This is a genomic window from Muricauda brasiliensis, assembly GCF_003057865.1.
GTDB classification, from domain to species: domain Bacteria; phylum Bacteroidota; class Bacteroidia; order Flavobacteriales; family Flavobacteriaceae; genus Flagellimonas; species Flagellimonas chongwuensis.
Genome location: NZ_QBTW01000011.1, coordinates 243,511 through 268,957, shown reverse-complemented (window position 1 = coordinate 268,957; position 25,447 = coordinate 243,511). Strand labels below are relative to the sequence as shown.

20 protein-coding genes are annotated in these 25,447 nt (G+C 42.9%); 10 read left to right on the top strand and 10 right to left on the bottom strand.

Features of this window, described 5'->3' with window-relative positions:
• The first annotated feature begins 8 nt into the window (after window positions 1-8).
• Entirely contained in the window at window positions 9-767 is a 759-nt protein-coding gene (locus DCK90_RS07170; RefSeq protein ID WP_108245502.1) for a ThuA domain-containing protein, read from the top strand.
• Here the strand turns inward: DCK90_RS07170 and DCK90_RS07165 are convergent.
• From DCK90_RS07165 to DCK90_RS07155, 3 genes are all read right to left on the bottom strand, one after another.
• Complete coding sequence (locus tag DCK90_RS07165; RefSeq protein ID WP_234414670.1) at window positions 753-1,493, bottom strand: N-acetylmuramoyl-L-alanine amidase-like domain-containing protein; 741 nt, start codon at window positions 1,491-1,493, stop codon at window positions 753-755. The genes DCK90_RS07170 and DCK90_RS07165 overlap by 15 nt on opposite strands.
• Window positions 1,494-1,602: 109 nt before the next feature.
• Window positions 1,603-2,961 (bottom strand): hypothetical protein, encoded by a 1,359-nt coding sequence (locus DCK90_RS07160; protein WP_108245500.1) that lies wholly within the window; start codon window positions 2,959-2,961, stop codon window positions 1,603-1,605.
• Between the two features lie 85 nt (window positions 2,962-3,046).
• Window positions 3,047-4,126 (bottom strand): mechanosensitive ion channel family protein, encoded by a 1,080-nt coding sequence (locus DCK90_RS07155; protein ID WP_108245499.1) that lies wholly within the window; start codon window positions 4,124-4,126, stop codon window positions 3,047-3,049.
• Between the two features lie 146 nt (window positions 4,127-4,272).
• Here DCK90_RS07155 and hemH point away from each other — a divergent pair, with 146 nt between their 5' ends.
• Genes hemH through DCK90_RS07135 form a run of 4 tightly spaced genes read left to right on the top strand, consistent with a single transcriptional unit; the run spans window position 4,273 to window position 8,728 of the window.
• Window positions 4,273-5,319 carry a ferrochelatase gene (hemH, locus tag DCK90_RS07150; RefSeq protein WP_108245498.1) on the top strand — a complete coding sequence of 349 codons (1,047 nt, stop codon included), beginning with the start codon at window positions 4,273-4,275 and terminating at the stop codon, window positions 5,317-5,319.
• Window positions 5,320-5,352: 33 nt separating this feature from the next.
• Complete coding sequence (locus DCK90_RS07145) at window positions 5,353-6,144, top strand: DUF3050 domain-containing protein (protein ID WP_108245497.1); 792 nt, start codon at window positions 5,353-5,355, stop codon at window positions 6,142-6,144.
• 53 nt (window positions 6,145-6,197) lie between these two features.
• A complete protein-coding gene (locus tag DCK90_RS07140) occupies window positions 6,198-7,574 on the top strand; it encodes an MATE family efflux transporter (RefSeq protein ID WP_108245496.1) in 1,377 nt (458 codons plus the stop codon).
• Between the two features lie 53 nt (window positions 7,575-7,627).
• Window positions 7,628-8,728, top strand: coding sequence for a lactonase family protein (locus tag DCK90_RS07135; protein ID WP_108245495.1), 1,101 nt, complete (start codon window positions 7,628-7,630; stop codon window positions 8,726-8,728).
• Here the strand turns inward: DCK90_RS07135 and DCK90_RS07130 are convergent, their stop codons facing one another.
• The 7 genes from DCK90_RS07130 to DCK90_RS07100 all read right to left on the bottom strand — a co-directional run bounded on the left by DCK90_RS07130 (window position 8,729) and on the right by DCK90_RS07100 (window position 16,086).
• A complete protein-coding gene (locus DCK90_RS07130; protein ID WP_108245494.1) occupies window positions 8,729-9,823 on the bottom strand; it encodes a DNA helicase PriA in 1,095 nt (364 codons plus the stop codon).
• Window positions 9,824-9,966: 143 nt separating this feature from the next.
• Window positions 9,967-11,106, bottom strand: coding sequence for an SPFH domain-containing protein (locus tag DCK90_RS07125; protein ID WP_108245493.1), 1,140 nt, complete (start codon window positions 11,104-11,106; stop codon window positions 9,967-9,969).
• A gap of 194 nt (window positions 11,107-11,300) precedes the next feature.
• On the bottom strand, window positions 11,301-11,924 hold the full coding sequence (locus tag DCK90_RS07120) for a hypothetical protein (RefSeq protein ID WP_108245492.1): 624 nt from the start codon (window positions 11,922-11,924) through the stop codon (window positions 11,301-11,303).
• A 278-nt stretch (window positions 11,925-12,202) separates the two neighbouring features.
• A complete protein-coding gene (locus DCK90_RS07115; protein ID WP_108245491.1) occupies window positions 12,203-13,330 on the bottom strand; it encodes a DmpA family aminopeptidase in 1,128 nt (375 codons plus the stop codon).
• Window positions 13,323-13,844, bottom strand: a complete 522-nt coding sequence (locus tag DCK90_RS07110) for a DinB family protein (protein ID WP_108245490.1) — start codon at window positions 13,842-13,844, stop codon at window positions 13,323-13,325. The genes DCK90_RS07115 and DCK90_RS07110 overlap by 8 nt, the downstream gene beginning before the upstream one ends.
• Before the next feature lie 18 nt (window positions 13,845-13,862).
• A complete protein-coding gene (locus tag DCK90_RS07105; RefSeq protein WP_108245489.1) occupies window positions 13,863-15,287 on the bottom strand; it encodes a Gfo/Idh/MocA family protein in 1,425 nt (474 codons plus the stop codon).
• 10 nt (window positions 15,288-15,297) lie between these two features.
• Window positions 15,298-16,086, bottom strand: coding sequence for a 3-keto-disaccharide hydrolase (locus tag DCK90_RS07100; RefSeq protein ID WP_108245488.1), 789 nt, complete (start codon window positions 16,084-16,086; stop codon window positions 15,298-15,300).
• Window positions 16,087-16,193: 107 nt separating this feature from the next.
• Here DCK90_RS07100 and DCK90_RS07095 point away from each other — a divergent pair, with 107 nt between their 5' ends.
• From DCK90_RS07095 to DCK90_RS07075, 5 genes are all read left to right on the top strand, one after another.
• Complete coding sequence (locus DCK90_RS07095) at window positions 16,194-19,328, top strand: VPS10 domain-containing protein (protein ID WP_108245487.1); 3,135 nt, start codon at window positions 16,194-16,196, stop codon at window positions 19,326-19,328.
• 80 nt (window positions 19,329-19,408) lie between these two features.
• Window positions 19,409-22,534 (top strand): VPS10 domain-containing protein, encoded by a 3,126-nt coding sequence (locus DCK90_RS07090; protein WP_108245486.1) that lies wholly within the window; start codon window positions 19,409-19,411, stop codon window positions 22,532-22,534.
• Window positions 22,535-22,552: 18 nt separating this feature from the next.
• On the top strand, window positions 22,553-23,098 hold the full coding sequence (locus DCK90_RS07085) for a CopD family protein (RefSeq protein WP_108245485.1): 546 nt from the start codon (window positions 22,553-22,555) through the stop codon (window positions 23,096-23,098).
• A 92-nt stretch (window positions 23,099-23,190) separates the two neighbouring features.
• Window positions 23,191-24,606, top strand: a complete 1,416-nt coding sequence (locus DCK90_RS07080) for a sensor histidine kinase (protein ID WP_108245484.1) — start codon at window positions 23,191-23,193, stop codon at window positions 24,604-24,606.
• Window positions 24,607-24,645: 39 nt separating this feature from the next.
• Complete coding sequence (locus DCK90_RS07075) at window positions 24,646-25,428, top strand: enoyl-CoA hydratase/isomerase family protein (protein WP_108245483.1); 783 nt, start codon at window positions 24,646-24,648, stop codon at window positions 25,426-25,428.
• Window positions 25,429-25,447 lie beyond the last annotated feature (19 nt).

Below are 25,447 nucleotides of genomic sequence, written 5' to 3'. Positions count from 1 at the left end.
AACAACATATGAGAATCTTCACATTGTCCCTGCTATCCATTTGTTTTGTATTTCAGATGGCAGCACAAGATACACCTACAACCGAAACTGAAGCTCAAAAAATGCCGGAACTAGTATTGGCTTTCACCAAAACCAAAGGTTGGCGGCATAAATCCATTGAGAAGGGAATACAAACCCTGAGGGAATTGGGTCGGGAGAATGGCTTTATTGTACTTCAAACAGAATCTGGAGAGGACTTCACAACCTCAGACCTAAAAAATTATAAACTCGTCGTTTTTCTGAACACCACTTTGGATGTGTTGAACGATGCACAACAAAGGGCATTTGAGTCTTATATTAAGGGAGGCGGTGCTTTCTTGGGGATACATGGTGCATCCGATACCGAGTATGACTGGCCTTGGTATGGTAAATTGGTGGGCGGCTACTTTGTAGACCACCCCAATGACCCCAATGTGAGGGAAGCTAAAATTGATGTAGTGAGCAAGGCGCATCCGTCCACAGAGCACTTGCAGGATTCTTGGACAAGAACCGATGAGTGGTACAACTTTAAAAATCTAAATCCGGACGTTACCGTTTTGCTCAAATTAGATGAGACTAGCTACGAAGGTGGGACCAATGGTTCCAATCATCCTATTGCCTGGTATCACGAATTTGATGGTGGCAGGGCCTTTTACACAGGGGGAGGACACACCGAAGATTCTTATGACGAGCCCATGTTTCGTCAACATCTTTTAGGTGCTATTGAGTGGTGCTTAAAGCGAAAGTAACGTCGGCCTTGCTACAATAATACCAATATTGCTTTTGATGTTTTTCAGGTAATCCGCCAAGGGCAATTCGGATATTTCTACCTCACCATTTTTGCTGGAAGCATGTAATAAGTGCAATCTTCCATCTGGTTGATGGATAGCAATCCCCGTATGGGTCACATCCAATCCTTTTATGGAAGTGGCCAAAGCAAGAATATCCCCTGATTTGATGAGATGTTCCTTGCTTTCGATTTGATCTTGCGGCAAATAGCAGAGTTTTTCTTTGGCTATTTCTTTTTCTACGGCCAACATGGCATCAAAGTTCTCGTCGCTGGTCAAAAATGGGTACAAATCTCGATGAGTTCCCATAAAATTGATAGGTTTCTCCAGCTCCACACCGCCCAGTTCGGCCGTAATATCCTTTACCAAACCTTTTTTCTCGTTGTTGCGTATCCATTCGGTAAAGTAATGCAAGCGTGAGGGGTATCCGTTTAAATCCCCGTTTCTATACCGAACGGTTTCAAGATTTTCAGTGAAATCTTCAAAATTCTTTTGTTGTTCTTTAAGCATCAAACTAAAGGCCAAAACATTTTCTACAAACGTGGTGCAGTCCAGCCCTCCAAAATTTACGACCAAGGTTTCCGTATCGCCAACTTCAAGCGTTTTTTCCACGTAAGGTGTCCCCAAAAAAGACTGACCGACCAGGGCAATAGTATCACCTAAACTGGAAGCTCTGGTTTTTTCCATCTCGGAAATTTTGGTCTCGAAAAGTGATATATCCTCTGGAGAACAGGTGATTTGCTGGGAAAAGGTGGTAGATGGTATTCCTAGAGTGAGGAGTATGAAAAAGCATACCTTAATGTTTAAATCTAAAATATTCATGGGACTTATAGTATGTTTTTAATTCTGGATTAATGAACTCGACCTGTAAAAGATCAGGATATGTGATGAAATCCAGATGTAAGGTTGTTGAGGTTAAAATTAAATCATCAATCCTTAAGTTGGGATAGGATGATTGTATTTCTTCTGGAATTTCTCCTATCGTTCCCGAAAAATCAGGAGCCGAAAACACATTCCAAGTTGTTTGAATCAAATCGACATATATTTCACCTTCTTTAACTTCCCACAGTATATCTTTCATTTGAAAACCAAGATTGGTTTCAAATTGATAGTTGGAAATGGATTCATCTGAAACCGTTATTGCCGTATCGTTAGGTATGGATATTTCGTTTGGCTTGTCACCAAATTTCACTAAGCTATAAGCATAGGTGTTATTGTTCAATGATAAAACGCTGTGATATTTAGAATAGGCATCCAAATATCCAAGCTTTAGTGGGTCGGTGGAATCTGAATCAACAATGTCAATAATAAAATAGAAGTGAATACCATTGGACACACTTATATTTTGATTTTCTTCAAAGGTGTTCACCACAGCCAATAAATTGTGTTGAGCACCATCTTCTGGGAGGTCCACCTCAAGATAGCTATCATAAGACTGGAAATCTGAATAATCTAAAATGATTTCATCTCCGTCCGAAACATTTTCGATTGAATAATATTTCACTTGGTTGTTGGAGTCATAGAATGAGTAGAACAACTTTTGTTCTTGATAAATAGAAATATTTTCATTGAAAATATTTTGTGTGACACCTTCAAAATCCGGACCGTAATCGGATTGAATAAAACCTCCTGTGTCCGAAAAGAACTGATATTTGGGTGATATGGCATCGTTCACCGTTATGTTCACGCTGCCAATTGGGCTTCCCCTTTGAACTTCGTTGTTTGCTTTAGCATTAGGAGTATGTTTCCAATTTGATTCCGCTGATATATTTGGATATGATTTAATTGTATGCAACATTTCACCTTCAATTGAATTTTTGTAGTTGAATAGTGTAATGGTGAAATTATTTGGTTGGGGTTCTTCTTCTAAAACCTGAAATTCAAATTTGTCTCCAAACTCGAACGATTTAAAATCCAACAAAACGCCATTTTCATCATGGATGATAACCCAATCATCCGTATCACCAGTGTTGGTTAAAGCCTCAAATGTGAAATAGGTCACCATTTCTGGCTCTTGTTCTTCTGGGTTCTCAGTGGTTGGTTCTTCTGGTTCATCCTCTCCCGTAGGATTGGGATTAGGTGGTTGTGATTCATCTTTGGAGCATCCATAACAAATAACAAGAATGCCCATTAACAATGGGAATAGGGTTTTCATGTGCATAGTTTAGTTGCGCTAAAGATAACTATCTCAATGAGAGTCAGAAGAAAATTCTGTCAAATGGCAAAAAAGGAAGTTGAACTTAGGAATCCGTTTGGTTTTCATTTTCATTCTGATGCTCAACCTTTAACCTAGTAGTTCTTGCGATACTTTCAGGATAATTCTCCTGAAGAAATACAATCAGCTTTTCCCGTACATGTACACGCAAATCCCATGCAGTGGGCGAATCCTTGGCGCTTAACAACGTTCTGATTTCGACATAGTTTGGCTTGGTGTCGGTAACTTGTACCACGTCGACCTTACCGTCCCATAAATCGGTGTTTTTTAATATTCTAGTCTGTTCCTCACGGATTTTATCGAACGGCACGTTGTAATCCACATATAAAAAAATGGTTCCCAATAGGTCTGAAGAAGTCTTTGTCCAGTTTTGGAAAGGTTGGTTTATAAAGTACGGGGTAGGAACTATCAAACGTCTTTTGTCCCAAATGCTCACCACTACGTAGGTCAGTGTGATTTCCTCGATTCTGCCCCATTCCCCTTCCACGATTACAACATCGTCCAACTTTATGGGTTGTGCTATAGCAATTTGTATTCCAGCCAATATGGTACCGATAAATTGTTGGGCCGAAAATCCGATAATGATACCCGCCACACCTGCTGAAGCAAAAATACTGATGCCAACTTCCCGGATTTCTTCAAAACTCATCAAAATAAACCCTATTCCCAACAGTATAATGATGAATATGAAGATGCGTTCCAATATGGTAAATTGCGTATATACTTTTCTCGCCTTCAAATTATCGGCAACCCCCATATCGTAGTTTTTGATAACGATTTTCTTGGCAATTTTCAAAATCGCGATCATTACCCAGGCCATCGCAAAGATAAAAAGCAAGGTGCTGGCTTTTTTAAACCAGTACTCGGCATCTTCAAGGTTCAGAAGGTCACGTAGCGCCTTCATTCGTAGGAGAACAGATATAAAAATCAAAACCAATGGGAAGGCCAAGCGCCGAAAAGCACTTTTAGGAAGAAGATATTTTGGGTTTTTGCCCAAACGTTTTAGTACAACGGAAGTACTCCAATACAGTACGATGAGAACAAAAAGGGCAACCCCCAAATAAATAAGTGATTCTTTGGAAACATTGTCGTAGAAGGACTCCATATCAACAAAAATAAGGTAGAAAACCCAAGGAAGGAAAATCGGTCAAACAAAATCGAGAAACATTATTTCACCATAAGAAAGTATTTTGATTAGGAAAAGGCGAAGTCCACTTGGTGTTGTATTTTAGCGGCCTAAACTAAAAAGCCGTGAAAAAAGGAGTTTTATTGGTCAATTTGGGATCTCCCGATAGCCCTACCGCTAAAGATGTGAAGCCATATTTGGACGAGTTCTTGATGGATGAGCGCGTTATAGACGTGAACCCGGTTTTGCGGAACATCATCGTTCGCGGAATCATTTTGAATACCCGACCCAAAAAATCGGCCGAGGCCTATTCTAAAATTTGGTGGGAAGAAGGTTCCCCTTTGATCATTATTTCCGAAAGATTCACCGAAAAAGTGCAAAAGCAAACCGACCTTCCGGTGGCTCTTGGTATGCGTTACGGTTCTGGGTCCATTAAAGAAGGTTTACAAGAATTGAAGAAGAAAGGTGTCGATGAGGTGTTCTTGGTACCCTTATACCCTCACTATGCGATGTCATCCTATGAAACGGTGGTGGTAAAAGCACTTGAGGTGCAACAAGAGGATTTTCCCGAAATGCAAGTGACAACATTACCTGCATTTTACAGTAACCCCAATTATATCAAAATATTATCAAAAAGTATCGCCGAAGGTCTACAGGGGTTTGATTACGACCACATACTTTTTTCTTATCATGGGATTCCCGAGCGGCACGTTAAAAAATCGGACCCGACCAAGTTTCATTGCCAATTAAATGGGGAATGCTGTAAAACCAATTCTGTGGCCCATCATACCTGTTACCGTCACCAATGCTACGATACTACCGAACTGGTGAAAAAAGAATTGGGCCTGCCCGAGGAAAAAGTAAGTACTTCGTTTCAGTCTAGGCTAGGGAGCGACCCTTGGTTACAGCCGTTCACGGATAAGGAGTTTGAAAGGTTTGGAAAAGAGGGCATCAAAAAATTGGCCGTGATCACTCCGGCATTTGTAAGCGATTGTTTGGAAACCTTGGAAGAGATTGCCATGGAAGGCAAGGAACAGTTCCAAGAAGCAGGTGGAGGTGACTACATTCATGTTCCCTGTCTTAACGATAGAGATGATTGGGCCGAACTTATGGCCAAATGGATCAAGGAATGGGAAGAAAATGATGTATTGCCCGAAACCAACATCCGATAAATTCCGTAGAAAGAAGAGAATAAAAGAACTGCTATGAAAATTGAAAATTTGGAGCAAGAGCTTCAACTCCTTCGTGAACAACTAAAAAACCATCCGCTTTACGCTCAGTTGGAGTCGGTCGATGATATTAAAACTTTTATGGAAAGCCATGTATACGCCGTTTGGGACTTTATGTCTCTTTTAAAAGCGTTGCAGCGTCACCTTACCTGCGTGGACCTGCCTTGGCATTCGGCCCAAGATACGTCCGTGTCGCGTTTTATAAATGAGATTGTTTTGGAGGAAGAGAGCGATTTCAACGAAAAAGGAGAGGCCAAAAGTCATTTTGAAATGTACTTGGATGCCATGCAGGAGGTTAAGGCAGATAGGCTTAAAGCACAAGCGATCATAGCCTCCTTTACTAGTTTGGATAATATTTGCAACCAAATTGAGGCGGCAGAACTCAACAAAGCCGAAAAGAATTTTCTTCAATTCACCTTTGATGTCATCAATACCCAACAGCCCCATATAATTGCGGCGGCATTTACTTTTGGTCGCGAAGACCTCATTCCCGATATGTTCCTAAGTATTATTGAACAATCTGGCGAAAATGGCCCAAGCAAGTATAAAAAGCTGGAATATTACCTAAAAAGACACATTGAATTGGACGGTGATGAACACGGTCCGCTTGCCTTACGAATGATCAAGGCCCTATGTGGTTCCAATGATCAAAAATGGAACGATGTTTTGGGGTACAGCAAACAAGCACTCCAATACAGAATAGCACTTTGGGACAGTATCGCAGAAAAATTGGAGGAGAACAAAGGGAATTTGGTGAATGCGTTGTAGCTTTGGGTTACAACATTTCAAGATTACCATAAAACTCTAGAATACCCGCTTGCATGGCCAAAATCACTTCTGATGAACTTGGGCAGGAACCCATTGGCAAATTACTGATCAAACAGGCCGTGCCAGCCTCTATCGGTATTTTGGTAATGTCCTTAAACGTACTGGTGGATTCTATTTTTGTGGGCAACTGGATAGGGTCCATCGCCATAGCCGCTATTAACGTAGTGCTTCCCGTATCCTTTTTTATTGCCGCATTGGGAATGGCCATAGGGATTGGAGGGTCCAGTATTATTTCACGTGCCCTCGGAGCGGGAAACCGAGAAAAGGCTCTAAAAACTTTCGGCAATCAGATTACATTGACACTTTTGGTCACCGTTACCATGGTGGCATTGGGACTCTATTATGTAGATGCCTTGATTCCGGCCTTTGGAGGTAAAGGTTCCATTTTTGATCCGGCAAAAATCTATTACACCATCATTTTGTACGGAGTTCCCTTTTTGGCCCTCTGTATGATGGGAAATTCCGTAATCCGTGCCGAAGGCAAGCCTCGTTTTGCCATGATTGCCATGATTATTCCCTCCATAGGCAACCTGCTTATGGATTATGTATTTATTTATGTGTTTGATTGGGGCATGCACGGAGCAGCTTGGGCCACCACAGTAGGATATTTACTTTGCTTTCTTTATGTCCTTTACTTTTTCCTTTCTAAAAATTCAGAATTAAAGATCGATGTCTCCCATTTTGGATTGGACAGGCCCATTCTTCGTGAAATCGGTTCATTGGGGTTTGTTACTTTGGCCCGACAGGCCGTGACCAGCATTACGTATTTGCTGATGAACAATATATTGTTCAATTTGGGAGGAGAGGCCATGGTAGCGGTTTATGCCATAATAGGCAGAATGTTGATGTTTGCCCTTTTTCCCGTTTTTGGGGTCACGCAGGGATTTTTGCCCATCGCCGGGTACAATTATGGAGCACTGAAATATGACCGGGTAAAGGAATCTATCTACACTGCGATTAAATATGCGGCTTTGGTCGCAACCCTTGTTTTTGTGGTTTTGATGGTGTTTCCTTCGGAAATAGCTTCTCTGTTTTTAAGCAACCGACCGGAGTTATCACCCGAAGAGATAGCAACTAATAACTTTGTTTTGGAACACACTCCTTTAGCAATGCGATTGGTATTCGCTGCTACCCCGATTATCGCCATTCAGTTGATAGGTGCCGCATATTTTCAGGCCATTGGTAAGGCTGTACCTGCTTTGCTGCTCACATTGACCCGACAGGGCTTCTTTTTTATTCCTTTGATTTTGATTCTTCCCAGTTTTATGGGCGAGATAGGTGTTTGGCTTTCGTTTTGTATCGCGGATGTGCTATCAACTATTGTAACAGGATTTTTTCTTCAGAAGGAAATTAGGACCGAACTTTCTTAAATGCTTCCAGTTTGATTTAGAATGTTTAATTTGTGTGGCCTAACTAAACATTCATGAAAAAAATTATTCTAGCGGGTATGGTTGCTGTTTTAGCAATCGCTTGCGCTGAAAAACCTCAAGAAAAACCCATGTACACCCTATTTGTTGGAACCTACACCGATGGCGATAGCGAGGGCATCTACACCTACACCTTTGATGCAAATACGGGAGAACTTTCCAATCAAAAACTAGCCGCCAAATTGACCAACCCATCCTATTTGGCACTTTCGGAAGACAAAAAGAACCTTTATGCCGTTCAGGAAACCGCAAATTTTGATAGTTTGGGAGGAGGGGTTACAGCCTTTAGTTTGAACAAGGATGTATTGGAACTTCAAAATAGCATGGGGACACAAGGAGCGCACCCCTGCCACGTTTCAGTTTCCGGGGATGGGCATCTGGCCGTTGCCAATTACACTGGGGGAAATCTTTCTGTTTTCGCCTTGAATGAAGATGGTTCCTTGGCGGATAATCCTCAAGTAATAGATCATAAGCCACTCGATACCGTGAAAACATCGCACGCGCACATGGCCCAATTCGATGCTTATGGACTTATGGTCACGGATTTAGGGCTGGATGCCATAAAAAGATATGTAAAAAAGGAGGGGACTTTTGTACCTGCAGAACAACCTTCCTTACCATTCGTTGATGGTGCTGGACCAAGGCATTTTACCTTTGGAAAGAATGGAAAAATGCTGTACGTAATCAATGAATTGAACAGTACCATTTCCGTTTTTGAAAATGTTGAGAATGGAAATTATGTAGAAATTCAAGTAGTTCCCACCTTGGACGCCAATTTTGATGGGGAAAGCTTTTGTGCCGACCTTCATTTGTCGCCAGACGGCAAATTTTTGTATGGTTCCAATCGTGGAGAAAACACCATCGTAATTTTTGCTGTGGATGGAGATTCAGGTCAATTGGAGTTGGTAGGAAGGGAATCGGTACACGGGGATTGGCCCAGAAATTTCTCCATGGACCCTGCTGGCGAGTTCTTGTTGGTGGCCAACAAAAAGACCAGCAATATTGTGGTTTTCAAAAGAGATGAAGCAAAGGGGACCTTAACTTTTTTGAATGAGGTTGAACATCCAAACCCTGTTTGTTTGGTGTTTTTGGATTGATTATTTCTTGGACAGAACTACAATTACTCCTATTACCGCAAGGACAGCCAGCACGGCAAAGAATATTTTCCAGAAACTGTAAGGCCTGTTACCGGAAATGCTTCCGTTTTCTCCATTGATAAAGAAGTTGTATTCCTTTCCATTGTATCGGTAGGCACTTACATAAACGGGCAATAATATGTGCTTAAAAGTTTCTTCGGAAAGCTTCATGTTCATGGAGGTTACACGTTGTGTGTCGCCGCCTATATCGCGTCGGCACCAGGTATCAGCTATACCTTGTGCCACTTCTTTGGAATGCAAATGCCCTTCGTTAAGGGTGATGGTATATTTTTCGGTAACAAACCCAGATAGAAATCCGCTATCAAAAGGTTGAAGCTTTTTTAAATCCCAATAGGCAATTTTACTGGGGATTCTTCCGGCCTTTTGGTGTGATGCCTTGATCAACGTATCGTCCACAAAACCCGAAACTTCTCCAGCGGCAGGGTACCATCTTGTTTTGCGCACCCTTTGTGTTACCATTTTACCATTGGAATCACGAACTCGTTTTGTTTCATAATAATATTCGCCCCGCTGACCTATGTAGGATGCGTACAATTGTGCATCAAAAGTCCAATAGGGAAGATAAAGGCCCTTTGTAAATTGAGGGTCAAGAGCCGCTTTTTTTAGGTTGTTGGGGGCAAACCATAATCCTTTCACCCAATTTTTAAAGATGAGAAAGGATTTATTTTTATCAATCTGGAACGGTAAGACCGCTCCTGGAAGAATCCACTTTTCCTTGTAGGCATCCTCAAGAACCAAGGGTTGTCCACAATACACACAGTGCAGCGATTTATAGTTTTCCTCCACATGTTGGTCGGCACCACAATTTTTACAATGTAGCATGGAGATTTCCTCACTGTGCTTTTGCCCTCCCATTTCTTGCAGATAGGGATAAAGCTCAAGTTCTTGGAATCCACTTTCATTTATTGAGATGGCTTCCTCATGTCCACAATACTCGCAAGTGATGCTTGTGGTACCGGGTTTGTATTTAAGTTCGGCACCGCAATTGGCACAAGCTTTTTTAAGTTCGGATTTTTGGATTTTTTGTTCTTCCATAGGTTCATTTCCATATGAGCGGAAATTGATGTCAAAATTGAAGGACTGTCATTTCGAAATGAGTTGCAATACAACTATTGAGAAATCTCATTTTAAAGTTAGATTTCTCAGTCGCAAGCTCCTTCGAAATGACATTAATAAGATTACTCCGTTGGTAACGGTGGTGGCGTATTGCCCCCCAAGAACGATTTCAATTCTTCCACTTCTTTCAAGGCTGTCCAAGCCGACATGCCTTGTTTCCAGACCAAGCTATCACGGTTAATGGCTCGGGAAGCAAATAAGGCTTGCATCTGCTCAAAGTTCACTGGGCCATGTTGCACCCCATTGGAAGCGTAATAATACATGGTCTGGGCCGGCATTGGAGGCGGTACGGCTCCTCCGGTGGGTTGTGCCGCTTGTTGTGGGGCTGCTTGGGTGTTTCCGCCCATCATGCCACCCATTTGTTGGGCCAGCACAAAGCCCATGCCCATGCCCATTCCGGCACCAGCTGTTCCGCCTTCGTTCTGGGCAGCGGCCTCAATAGCTTTGGCAGTTTTGAATTTGGTCAATTTATCCAAGTCCAGTTTATCGATACGGCTGTATTCGAAGATTTCCTTTTTAAGGTCTTCCGGCATGGAGACGTTTTCGATATAGAATTTTTCCAAGGAAATCCCTACGCTTTCAAACTCGGGTGACATAACTTCGCGGCATGTATCCGAAAGTTCGGTGGTGTTAGCGGCATACAATTCAATCGGTAAATTTGCCTGACCAACGGTATTAGTAAACCGCGTAGCAATCAAACTTTTCAAGTGCTCGTTGATTTCAAAATTGGTGAAGTTGCTATCGGTACCAACAATATCCTTGATAAATTTTCCAGCATCGGAAATTTTGAAGGCATACGTTCCAAACGCTCGTATCTCTACCAGACCAAAACGGTCATCACTAAGGGTGATCGGACTTTTTGTGCCCCATTTCTCATCTGTGAAAAGATGGGTGTTCACAAAATAGACCTCGGCTTTAAACGGCGAATTGAAACCATATTTCCATCCCTTCAACGTGGCCAAAATGGGCAGGTTTTGTGTGGTAAGGTCGTAGGTGCCCGGACTGAATACATCGGCCAACTGACCTTCATTGATAAAAACTGCGGTCTGTCCTTCGCGGACAATCAGTTTTGCTCCGTTCTTTATTTCGTTTTGATAGCGCTCGAACCGGTGTGCAATGGTATCGTCCGTATAGTCGAGCCATTCAACAATGTCAATGAACTCGTTACTGAGTTTTTCCTTGATTTTTCCAAAAATATCCATGGTAGCGTTTTTAGTTTATTTGATGCTTAATTTATAAAAAAAAGAAAATTACTTCCGTTAGATTAGTGTGAAATGCATCGGGTTTGTTACAGTTGGAAAATTTTAAAGGACAGAAAAGAAGGTGGCAGATAGTTTAGTGCCAATGTTTTCTTTGGGCTTGCAAACTATCTGCCACTTTCTTCAAGTAGGAATCATTACATTTCCAGAAATATCAAATAACTAAATGATTCGAGACGCTTTTTAATAAGCTCAAAGTCCTTATGGTTTTTCACGTGTTCCATTTTTAAGAGCTTTATTAAATCATCGTTTGACAAACCAGAACCTATTCCTTCTGAATCTTGGTTGATTACATAAAGGAGCGTTTCGGTAAAGTCAGTTCTTTTTGATACTTCCGGGTTCATAAAGGATTGATAACAGAAATCAGCTGTGTACTCATGAAAATCACAGACTCCGTCCATAATGCCACTTTCATGGAGTGCTTCTTCAAACTCGAACTCATCCAAGGAGTCCACTTCAGCTTCTGAAACTCCAATACTTACCAACAATTCTTTTCCTGAAGGGGTTAAATCGATTATTTTTTTAATGGCTAGACTCCATTGTGGACGGTTTATTGCTTCAGTAGAAGAGAGTATTCTCGAAGTAAGCTCTTTTAGCGTTACGAGATGGTCGTGAAAATAACCTCTTTCGTGGTCGCTGTTATGCACTGCTTCATCAGTTGGTGTTACGAAATCAATTTTTTCAAGTATCTTGTTGATTTCATCAAACCATTGTTCATCAGATACATCATTTCCAATTTTGTTCCATTGAATGTTTTCCATAATAAGTAGGTGTTAAGTTTTGGGGCAGCGTATCCAAATCTATATAATTTTTCTTTAACCTAAAGAGCCATAGGAGAATATAATTTAAAATCGGGCTACCGATATCTTACATGGAATTGTACTGATTTAAAAAACCTCTTGATTTTCCTTAGAATTCTTCTATAAATTCTATATTGATAAGCCCCAAGACGATGAGGGTAAAAAAAAATGGAAAATCATAAATATTGGCTCTCTGATTGAAGAAAAACGAACCAATATTGTTACAGTTGGAAAAATAATCAGTCGATTTTACCTGCCTCTTTCAACATTTCCAACACTTTTTCCTTAGGTAGCGCCTCAATTTTATGTCCATCCCGGCCAATCAAGGTTTCTCCTGCAAAAAGGGAATTGAGGATGGCTTCTTCGGTCGCTTCGATGGTAGCCAAAAATAGAGCGGTCATGGCCTCATTTCTCAAGGTCGGAACATTTTGAATTGGATTTTCACTCTCATAAGGAATTCGACATGCCTCTGCCGTAGAAACGGCAATCACATAATCTCCGCTGCCATTGCTTGCAATGCCGCCCGTGCGCGAAAGCCCTAACATGGCCCGCTTGGCCAAGCGTTCCAAATTTCGGGAATCCAATGGTGCATCGGTGAGAACTACCATCATGCAAGATCCATCGGGGGAATATTTAAAAGTATCGGAATAGTGCTCCAGTTTTTTTCCCACCTCAACTCCTGCCACTTGCAATACACCGCCAAAATTGGATTGTACCAAAACACCAACGGTGTAGCCTCCGGATTTTTTCGGTAATATTCTGGATGAGGTGCCAATTCCGCCTTTAAATCCAAAACAAATGGTTCCGGTACCGGCTCCGACGCTACCTTCGGTCATGGCTCCGTTCTTAGCATTTTTGATGGCTTGGAGTACATCGGCTTCGGTTACATGTCGTCCTCGAATATCGTTGAGGTAACCGTCATTGGTTTCGCCGATTACCGCATTTACGGAACGCACATTTTCGTTTTTGGGTAGATTGAGCGTATATCCAATAACTGCATTTGCAGCTGTGGAAACACTCAATGTGTTGGTCAGAATGATGGGTGTTTCCAAGTTGCCCAACTCTTTTACTTGAGTATATCCTGCCAACTTGCCAAACCCATTGCCCACGTAGATGGCAGCAGGGACCTTTTCTTGAAAAATATTTCCGGAATGGGGTAGAATAGCCGTTACCCCAGTTCTTATATTTTCTCCTTCATTACGAGTGGTGTGCCCGACCTGAACGCCGGGTACATCGGTAATGGCATTTAAAGTTCCGGGTTGAAGCACGCCAATTTCAACCCCATAATCTCGAAGTCGGTTTTGTGATAGCATCAGTAATGGAATCAATAGGAACAAAAAACTAAGACTGGATTTGGGTTTACTCATTACGAAACAATTGATCTTTTATGGCACTCGCCGTCACCAATAATTGCCCAACGTGCCTCTGGCTATGCTCTGCGGCATGGAACAACAATCCGATTACCGTTGAGGGCAATTTTTTGCGCCCCACAAAACGTTCTTCAGTTAGTATGGATTCTGGTGTATTTTTAAAATAGTCCAGAGCTTCGTTCACTTTTGATTCAAAATCAGCTATTAATTGTTGGGAAGATGGAGCTCCTTCTCCATTGCCCTCATTTTTGAGATAATGAAATTGTTCCTCGGTCAATCCTTTGTTGTCCGCATAGGTGAGCATACGGTCCAGGACACCTGTAATATGGCGTAAATGAAATCCGACCGAAGCGCTACCAAATGGATTTTCCCAAAGATGGTCTTCGGGAAAATCCGTTAGATAGGTCTTTATTTCACGAACCGATTGCAACAGGGCGTGCGCCGCAGGTTGCAAAAGAGGAGGTATACGGGGCACCGGGCCACTTAACCAATATTCTTGGTTTGTTGGCATTATCTGTTCATTGTCTTTTTAAAAATCTCGATAGTCTCCGGACAAATATTTGTTTGCCTTTTCTTCTTGGAATTGAGCCGTTTCTGCATTCCAATGCAAGGTTTCCCCTGGGAATCTTCCTGCAATGGTCCCTAAAAGAATGGTTTCGGTCAATCTGGCGGCATAATCAAATGGTGCCGTGGTTTCCCCCTTGCCCAAACAAGCATCTACAAATTGGTGGTAGTGCTTTGGTCCTTCCGTGCCATAGTTTCTGATCGGCTCGCCCAAATTATGCTCTTCGGATACCTTGGCAATTTCTTTGGAGATGTCCACATATTTGCCACGAACAATCTTTTTAGGCAACTGCATAAAGTGGGGCAACAACAAACGTCCTTTCGTCCCTACGAACATAGCCCCTTGTTCTGGCAATTCGTTTTCGCCAGCTACACCTGCATCCAAGGAAATATTGGTTTCGCTTCCTTTCTTGGAGGTATCTTTATCTTTTTTCATTTCCATACCCGGCAACAAAAGGTCTTCGTGCATTTCTGGTGCTCCGGGGCCATCATACCAAACCCATTTTAGGGATTTTCCGGTGTATTCGGTTCCTGGAAACTCGTATGTTACGGTATTTTTTTCAGGGAAACCGAATCCGTTGGTCGGTCTGCACTCTGTTTTAATGGTTCTGGGCACATCCAGATTAAGGGCATTGTAAGGAGTGTCAAAAATATGAACTCCCATATCGCCTAAAGTGCCACAGCCGTAGTCCATCAATTTTCTCCAATTTCCGGGATGGTACATATCAGCTTTATAGGGACGTTGTTTTGATGTTCCCAGCCATAGGTTCCAATCCAACTGGTCTGGTACGGGGTCTTCACCTTCGGGCAATGGACCATCGTACCCCCAGTTTTTAGGGGACCAAGCATGTACGGTGTGTACTTTTCCAATGATACCGGATTGAATCAAAAGGGTGGCCAATTTGTAATCGTAAAAAGAGTGGACCTGAATGCCCATTTGGGTAATCAAACCTTTTTCGGCGGCCACTTTTTTCATTTCCCTGGATTCGGAAACGTAGTGGGTCAGTGGTTTTTGACAATACACAGGCTTGTTCATGTTCATCGCCATCAAAGAAGCGGGCGCATGTGTATGGTCAGGGGTGGATACGATTACTGCATCGATTTCATCCCCCATTTCCTCCAACATGGCACGGTAATCAAAAAAGATACGTGCGCCAGGATGCATTTTGTGGGCCGTGGATAAATTGATGGCATCCACATCACATAACGCAATGACCTCAACGGCGCTGTGGGAAGAAACCGCCTTTAAATCCTCCATTCCCATGTTACCGACCCCGATATGGGCGGTTCTAAGTTTATCTTTTGGGAATCCTGCCTTTAAAATGGAAGGTGCCAGCATTATACCAAGCGCACCTACACTACTTTTCTTTAAAAATTCTCTTTTGTTCATCGTTTGGAGGTTATAGTTTTTTAATTTTTATGTTTCTGAACCAAATGGGGCTCGAATGATCTTGAAGTGCAATGTAGCCTGTTTTAAATTTTCCGTAATCAGGGGCGTTGTCCCATTTGCCCGATGATTTTTTAGTATTCCATTCTTCTGACCAAGGGACAAACTCCAATAATTTTTTGCCATTGAGCCAATGTTCCACCTTTTCGGGAGTAAATATGATTTTTGAAGAATTCCATTCACCGACGGGGTTTAAGTTTTTCTGGGATTCATCAGCCGTGTGCATGGCGTAATCGGCCCCTGTTTTTTGCCAATCTTGGAGCAGTTCCGGGTGCTCTGCACCAAATTGAGAGTTGTACCCGGTCAAGTCGTGGATGTTGGCATAGTTTTCATCATCTATAATTTGATATTCCGGTGCAACCACGGGAGGACCATCATACCCTTCTTTGACATGATAAAAGATCCCGCTATTGGCCCCTTCGGGAATTTTCCACTCCAGATATAGTTCAAAGTTATCGAACTCTTCGGCTCCGTAAATAATATCCTTTCCACCGGTATAGTCCTGTTCCAGTCCAAGTTCGGTATCAAAAGTGAGGATACTGTCCCGTATGGTCCATCCAGGGGGCAGGGAGTCCATCCCGTACCCTCGCCAGCCTTCCAGACTGGAGCCATCAAAAAGATAGGTCCATTCTAATTCTTCCTTTTCGGGCTCTGGGATTGCTGTTTCTTCTTTTTTGTTTGTTTGATTTTTGCAGGCGGTTATCGCCAGAATCAAAATGGCGACCTTTAAAAATTTAAGCATTGTTTAGTTTTAGGTTTAAATAAGCTGGGTTAAAGTACAAAATATTGAAGAACTTTTTTTGTGTCTTTTTCACTACATTTAAAGCCGACTAACTCAACACTTTAAAAATGAAGACTTGCTTTTTCAAAATTGGTATGCTTTTGCTTGCCACCACATTATTTATTTCCCCTGCTCATTCTCAGCGCAGGAACAAGAAACAAAGTTCGCCCGAATACCCCGAAGAACTTTATTCAAGTTTAGAGTATCGATTGATAGGACCGTTTCGAGGAGGACGTTCCGGAACAGTTGCCGGTGTGCCCGGTGAACCGGATCTTTATTATTTTGGAGCTACAGGAGGTGGTGTCTGGAAGACCATGGACGGTGGACTTACTTGGGACAATGTCTCCGATGGTTATTTTGGAGGAAGTATCGGTGCCGTTGAGGTGGCCCAAAGTGACCATAACGTAATCTATGTAGGTGGCGGGGAACAGACCGTTCGTGGTAACGTATCATCCGGATATGGTGTATGGAAATCTGAGGATGCCGGAAAAACATGGAAATCGTTGGGCTTGGACAAAAGCCGTCACATTTCCCGAATGAGAATCCATCCAAAGAATCATAATATTGTGTATGCTGCTGTAATGGGCAATCTATATAAACCTACCGACGAAAGAGGTGTATATAAAAGTACCGATGGCGGAGAGTCATGGAAAAAAGTGCTTTTTGCCAACAATATGGCAGGAGCGGTCGACTTGACGTTTGACCCAAACAACCCAAGAATCATGTACGCCTCCACATGGAGAATAGAGCGTACACCTTATAGCTTGAACAGTGGGGGCGAAGGCTCTGCTCTTTGGAAAAGTACCGATAGCGGTGAAACCTGGACCGAAATTTCCAAGAATGAAGGTTTTGCTACCGACACTTTGGGAATAATAGGTGTAGCCGTATCCCCTCAAAATAGCAGCAGAGTTTGGGCCATGGTGGAAAACAAGGAAAAAGGAGGGTTATATCGTTCCGAGGATGGAGGTAAGACCTGGGCGCTAATCAATAGTGATAGGAGCCTAAGGCAACGTGCTTGGTACTACACAAGAATTTATGCGGATACCGAGAACGAAGATGTTGTGTATGTATTGAACGTAAGTTATCACAAAAGTACCGATGGTGGAAAAACATTCGAATCATCCAATGCGCCGCATGGAGACCATCATGATCTATGGATTGCGCCGGAAGACTCTAAGCGTATGGTAATGGCCGATGATGGTGGAGCACAGGTAAGTTATGATGGAGGTGAAACATGGAGTACCATGAACAACCAGCCTACGGCCCAATTTTACAGGGTTACCACTGATAATGCGTTTCCTTATAGAATTTACGTAGCCCAGCAAGATAACTCGACCCTTAGGATCAACTACAGAAGTGACGATGGTTCCATAGGTGAGGATGATTGGGAGGAAACAGCGGGAGGCGAATCGGCGCACATTGCCGTTGATCCGACCAATGACGATATTGTTTATGGTGGTAGCTACGGCGGATTGTTGACGAGGGTCAACCATGCCAAAAATACAACACGGGCCATTAACGTGTGGCCGGACAACCCTATGGGCCATGGTGCCGAAGGGATGAAGTACCGTTTTCAGTGGAACTTCCCTATTATGTTCAGCAAGCATGATCCCAATAAGCTTTATACCTTTTCCAACCATGTCCATATGACGACCAACGAAGGACAAAGCTGGGAATTGTTGAGCGATGACTTGACTCGTAACGACCCTACAAAATTGGTGTCGAGTGGTGGACCTATCACACAGGATAATACAAGTGTAGAATATTACTGTACCATTTTTGCAGCTAATGAAAGCCCTTTGAAAGAAGGTCTGCTTTGGGTAGGGAGCGATGATGGTCTAATACATGTTACCAAAGATGGTGGACAGACCTGGGAAAATGTAACCCCGCCAAGTATGCCGGAGTGGAATATGATCAACAGCATCGAGCCCTCCGCTTTCGATGAAGGAACTTGTTATGTAGCCGCAACCCGATATAAATTGGGTGACTTTACACCATATCTTTATAAAACTACCGATTATGGTAAAACTTGGACCAAAATCACCGATGGAATCGAAGATGAGCACTTCACCCGTGTGGTAAGAGAGGACCCTAAAAGAAAAGGGTTGTTGTATGCTGGAACCGAAACGGGAATGTACATTTCTTTTAACGATGGGGCCCATTGGGAAAAGTTCCAAATGAACTTGCCCATTGTTCCAATTACAGATTTGACCATTAAGGATGATAATTTGATAGTGGCTACACAAGGTAGAAGTATCTGGGTTATCGATGACCTTACGGTACTTCATCAGTTGGATGATGCAAAAAAATCTGCCAATGCCATTTTGTACAAACCAAGGGATAGCTACAGAACTAAGGGAAGAGCAGCTAGAAGGCCGTCAAAAACAGAAGGTGAGAATTTGGAAAACGGTGTAATCACCCATTTTTATTTGAAAGACTTCTCCGAGAAGGACAGTATTGCTCTGACCTACACAAAAATGAACGGGGACACCTTGGAAACCTATAGCACCTATTCTAAAGAAAAGGGCAAAAAATTGGAAGCCAAAAAAGGAGGTAATACCTATGTTTGGGACACGCGCGGTAAGGGTGCCGAACGATTGGACGGTATGATTTTGTGGTGGGCCAATTTGAGTGGACCAAAAGCGGTGCCTGGAACATATAAAGTTACCTTGAATGTCAATGGTGACACCCAAACGGAAAACTTTACCATTCTTCCCGACCCAAGGGCGGAGGTCACCGCTGCCGACATGCAAAAGCAGTACGACTTCATCACCGAAGTGAACGAGACCGTGGACAGGGCTCACCAATCCATCAAAAAAATAAGAGCCATCAATGGTAAGTTGGATGAGTTCATCAAAAAGTACAAAGATGATGAGGCAACCAAAGCTTTGGTAGAGAAAGCCGAAAAAATGAAGGAAGAATTTGGGTCGATAGAGAAGGAACTCTATCAAACACAGAACAGAAGTAACCAAGATCCATTGAACTTCCCTATTAAATTGACCAATAAGTTGGCTCACTTGAACAGTTTGGTTTCCATAGACGATTTCCCGCCAACGGAGCAGGACATTGCAGTCAAAAATGAAATGACAGCTAAGATCAATGAGCAGTTAAGTACTTTTGATACCTTGATTGATCAGGAGATAGCTGCGTTCAACAACGAATTCAATCAACTCAAATTGGATTATTTGAGCATCGAAGAATAATTTTACAAAGCCCTTATGTTTTCATAGGGGCTTTTTCACTTTTACCGATTGCACCAATTTATTTACAACCAACCATCACCATGAAAAAAGGATTTCTTTTTTTGCTGAGTGCGGTTCTTGGAACCCTCACTTTTGCACAGACCGCCAACGATTATTTTGAACCCATGAAATTCAGGAACATTGGCCCATTTCGAGGTGGGCGTTCCGTAACCGCAAGTGGTGTAGTGGGCGACCCTTTGACCTATTATATGGGCACTACGGGAGGCGGTCTTTGGAAAACCACCAATGCGGGTGGGCAATGGGAAAATATCTCGGACGGATTTTTTGAAATGGGTTCCGTGGGTGCGGTCGCCGTGTCCCAGTCCAGTTCCAACATTGTGTACTGTGGCATGGGCGAGCATGCCCCGAGGGGAGTAATGACCTCTTATGGAGATGGCATGTACAGATCCAACGATGCAGGAAAAACATGGATCAAGTTGGGCCTTGAAAAGACACAGCATATTTCGCGGATCATAATCCACCCGAACAATCCTGATATTGTTTACGTAGCTGCTCAAGGGGCACTGTACGCGCCAAATGAAGAACGAGGGGTATACCGTTCCGTGGATGCTGGAAAAACGTGGGAGAAGATTTTGTATGTGGATGAAGGTACGGGCGCCGTAGAACTCTCAATGGATGCTAACAACCCATTGGTACTATATGCTGCCATGTGGGAACACCAACGCAAACCTAACAAAGTAATAAGTGGTGGACCCGGAAGTGGTTTGTATAAAAGCACCGATGGCGGAAGCACGTGGAAAGAGATGACCAATGGCCTTCCGGAAGAAAAAGGTAAAATGGCCATAGCGGTAAGTCCAGCAAATTCAGATAAAGTGTATGCACTGATTGAAAGCGACTCCAATCAAGATAAGGGAGGTCTATTCGTCTCCAATGATGCAGGGGATAGTTGGCACATGGTAAGCGGAGATAACCGCTTGGTGCAGCGCGCATGGTATTATATTGAGGTTTTTGTAGACCCCAATGATGAGGATACGGTGTATGTTTTGAGTGCATCCATGTTCCGTTCCGAAGATGGTGGCAAAACTTGGGAGACCATTTCCGTTCCTCATGGAGACACTCATGACCTATGGATCAATCCGGATAATTCCAAAAACATTTTGTTGGCAGATGATGGGGGAGCAACCATTTCTTTTGATTACGGAAAAAATTGGACGCTTCAAGACAATATGCCTACGGCCCAGTTTTACCGTATCAATACGGACAATCTTTTTCCTTACAATATCTACGGAGGACAGCAGGACAACACTTCCGTAAAAATTGCAAGCCTTTCCGTAGGTCGATGGAGCATCAACCAAGAGGACTGGCACTATTCTGCTGGGGGCGAGAGTGCGTTTTTGGCCTTTGACCCAGATGATCCACGGTATGTAATGGGCGGAAGTTATTTGGGAACCATTGAACTGTTGGACATGGAATCCAAAATGTCCAGCAACGTGATGGCGGCCCCCATTCAATATTTGGGACGCGACGCTCGCGACATGAAATATCTGTACAATTGGAATGCGCCCATCATTTGGTCCAAGCACGAACCGGGAACGTTTTATCATGGAGCGCAATTGGTGTTAAGAACTAGGGACAATGGGGTTACTTGGGAGGAAATCTCCCCAGATCTGACCAGAGATCAGGACGAATTACAAGGAAAAGGTGGTGGCCCTTACACCAACGAAGCGGTAGGCGCTGAAAATTATGGGACATTGGCCTATATTATTGAATCTCCACATGAAGCTGGAGTCCTTATTACGGGAAGCGATGATGGCTTGGTACACATTACTAAGAATGGTGGAGAATCATGGGAAAACATCACGCCCAAAGGATTAAAGGAGTGCTTGGTAAATGCCATTGAAGTTTCTCCCCATAACCCGGGAACCATTTACATTGCCACTACTCGATACAAATTCAACGATTATACTCCCGGACTGTACAAGAGTACCGATTACGGGAAAAGTTGGACCAATATCAGCGAGGGAATCCCCTATGGGGCCTTTACTCGAGTCGTTCGTGAGGATAAGGAGCAAAGAGGGTTATTGTATGCGGGTACGGAGAAGGGACTTTACGTGTCATGGAACGATGGCAAAAAATGGGAACCCTTACAATTAAATTTACCCAAAACATCCATTACGGACTTAAAAGTGCATCAAGGTGACCTTATTGTGGCAACATCGGGAAGGAGTTTTTGGATTTTGGACAATATCAATCTGCTTTCTCAATACAAGGGAATCACTGATGAATTGAAAATTTATAAGCCAGAGGAAGCGATTCACGGGAATTGGGGAAGTCAACTCAATAGTTCTTCAAAAAGTGTGACCGGAACCAGTTCTTTTGAAGGTGTCAACCCGGCCAATGGCATGGTGATTTATTATAACCTTCCGCAAAAAATGGATTCCACGGAGGTAACTATGGAAATAATCGATGCACAGGGCAAATTGGTCCGAAGCTTTACCTCCAAGAAAGATGAAAATTATATCCCGCACAATGGAGGAGGGGCGCCTCCAAAACCGGTTTTGGGAACGGATAAAGGGCTTAATCGTTTTGTTTGGGATTTAAAAACCCCTATTGTCCCTGGTGTGCCCGGGGTATATATTGAGGCAGATTTTTCTGGACATAAAGTTCCGCCAGGAATTTACACTATGCATCTTAAGGCAGGTGATAAAGTTGTTACTACCCAAGGAAGTGTTGTTCCTATGCCGAACACCGATGTTCCCCAAAAGCGGTTTGAAGAGCACCATGATATCATGATAGATTTTGAAGCCAACCTGACCGATATGCACAACAAAGTCAATAAATTAAAAGAAGCACAGGGTCAACTGGAGAAACTTTTGAAGGATTTGGATAATCAGGAATTGAAAGAAGAAGGCCAAGCTTTGCTCGATAAATTAAAGGAATGGGACGGAGAAATGGTGCAACGAAAATCGCAAGCCTATGACGATGTAGAGAATTTCCCCAACAAGTTTACGGCAGAATACCTGTTTGTAATGAACCATAGCAATAGCGCCTTGCCACAGATTAATCAACCATCAAAAGATAGAAAAGCAGAGCTGGACGCACAATGGATTGTATTAAAAAGAAGAGCGGAGTCCCTTATGAATACAGAAATACCTAATTTTAACGCCAAACTTTGGGAGAATGGCATAGGTGCCATTCGGATGTAAATTGTAAAAACCGAGCAATTGTTGTATCCCTATATAAAATCGTTGCATCTCATATTTGTGGTGACCTGGTTCGCGGGTCTGTTCTACATTCCCAGACTGTTCATCTACCATATCGAAGCTTGGAAAAAGCCATCCCCCGATAAAGAGATTTTGTCCGAACAATTAAAGTTGATGACCAAGCGGCTTTGGTACATCATTACATGGCCATCGGCCGTTTTGTGTACGATTACCGCAATTTGGTTGTTGATTTTGATGCCAGGATGGTTACAGCAACCATGGATGCATGTCAAACTGGTGTTTGTGCTCTTGCTGTTTGTGTACCACTTTAAATGCCATCAAATTTTTAAGCAATTGCAGCGCAATGAGGTCAAATACACCTCCAAGTTTATGCGGATATGGAACGAGGTGGCCACTATAATCCTTTTTGCTGTGGTTTTTTTAGTGATTCTAAAAAGTGCTTTCAATTGGATTTATGGGATAGTGGGCATGTTTGCCCTTATGATTTTGTTGATGCTGGGCATAAGGTGGTACAAAAAGGTACGGGATAGAAACCCCAATGCTTAAACTTTTTTGGCTCGATAATTGCTTAAATTTAACTCTAAAATCTAGCAAATTTGTTAGGAAAACTCTCCTTACGTTCCCGCATATTTGTCGCCATGATCACTTTGGTGGTGGTCGCTTCTGTATTGATTGCAGGGGTAACGGTATATCAGTATAAGGAGCAAGGCAACGATTACCATAACGAAAGACTGGAGCGTAAGGAAGAGCAACTCATCAAGAGTATCAATTATACACTCAAAGAGACAACTTACCCGATCTCAACGGAAAACCTCCATCTTATTTTTAGCGAGGATATATATAAGATTGCCAGCATTCAAAATGTGAACTTCAACATTTATGATTTAGAAGGAAATTTGATTAAAAGCTCCAGACCTACTTTCGAATCCAATTCAATCGCTACATGCCTGGATGCCGAAGTGCTGAATTATTTAAGGGAAAGTGGGGAAACCAAGTTCGTTGAAGAAAAGAGAGCGGCGGGGGACAACTATCAGGCCATCTATACGTATATCTACGACCTTAAATTTAAACCCATCGGCATCTTGAACCTTCCTTATTTTGAGGATAATACCTTCAACAATATGGAACTCAAGGAGTTTCTTTTTAGGCTGGCCATGGTCTATATTTTGATGCTGCTCGTGGCCATTATACTGGCTTATTTTATATCAAAATATATTACCCGCTCACTTCAGACCATATCGGACAAGATGTATCGTACCAACCTGACCCGTCAGAACGAGAAAATATATTTGGAAAGCCCTGGGGAGGAGATTGGTAAACTGGTGGACTCCTATAACCGAATGATAGATGAGCTCGAGGAGAGCGCGGTAAAACTGGCCCGTAGCGAGCGTGAGCAGGCTTGGCGTGAGATGGCAAAGCAGGTGGCACACGAAATTAAAAACCCGCTAACACCTTTGCGTCTTACCGTGCAGAGTTTCGAGAGAAAGTTCGACCCCACCGACCCGGAAATTCAGAAAAAGGTAAAGGAGTTCTCCAAGACCTTGATCCAACAAATCGATACCATGAGCAACATTGCCACGGCTTTTTCCAGCTTTGCGGATATGCCCGCCCAGCAGAACGAGACCTTGAATGTGGTAAAAGTGGTAAAGTTGGCGTTGGAAATTTTCAATGAGGATTACATTCACTTCATCACGGACGAAGAGGAGGTGGTGGCCAAATTGGACCGCACCCAATTGATACGGGTGATTACCAATTTGGTCAAGAATGCCATCCAGGCCATTCCGGACGTGGAAAGCCCACGAATTTTGGTAACCGTGGCAACCGTGGGCGATAGGGTAAAAATTTCCGTTGCCGATAACGGACTGGGCATTCCAGATGAGAACAAACATCGTATTTTCGAGCCTAAATTTACCACCAAGTCCAGTGGAACCGGTCTAGGTTTGGGCATGGTAAAGAACATTGTGGAAAACTATGGAGGAACCATTACCTTTACTTCAAAGGTTGGAAAAGGGACCGTTTTTACGATAGATTTTCCAAAGGAACAGAAGAAATAACGGCAAGAAGTATACTTGTCACCCCAAATAGCAATCGAAATGGATTACGAAAACATTTACATTGAAGAAGAGAACAATTTGGCCACCATTACCATAAACAGGCCCAAAAAGCTTAATGCACTCAATAAAAGGACTATAGAAGAGCTACATGTGGCGTTCAAGGAATTGGATGAGGATCCGGAAACCAAGGTCATCATAATTACCGGAAGTGGCGACAAGGCATTTGTAGCAGGTGCCGATATTTCAGAGTTCGCAGATTTCTCTGTAAAGGAGGGGCGGCAATTGGCCGCAACAGGACAACGGACTCTGTTCGATTTTGTTGAAAATCTGTCTACCCCTGTTATTGCGGCAATCAATGGGTTTGCACTTGGTGGGGGATTGGAACTGGCCATGGCATGCCATTTTAGGGTGGCCAGCAGTAATGCCAGAATGGGACTTCCCGAAGTATCTTTGGGTTTAATCCCCGGATATGGGGGCACACAGCGCTTACCCCAGTTGGTAGGTAAGGGCAGGGCCATGGAAATGATCATGACGGCCGGGATGATAGATTCCGATAAGGCGTTTGGATATGGATTGGTAAACCATGTGGTGGCCAGCGAGGAACTTTTGCCTTTTTGCATCAAGATAGCGAGCAGAATATCGAATAATTCTTCCATTGCCATAAAACATGCAATAAAAGCGGTAAATGCTGGTTTTAGGTATGACGCTGATGGCTATTCGGCGGAAATTGATGCTTTTGGCACTTGCTTTGGAACCGATGATTTTAGAGAAGGTACCTCTGCATTTTTGGAAAAGCGCAAAGCCGATTTCCCTGGATCATGACCATTGGCCTAACCAAGCC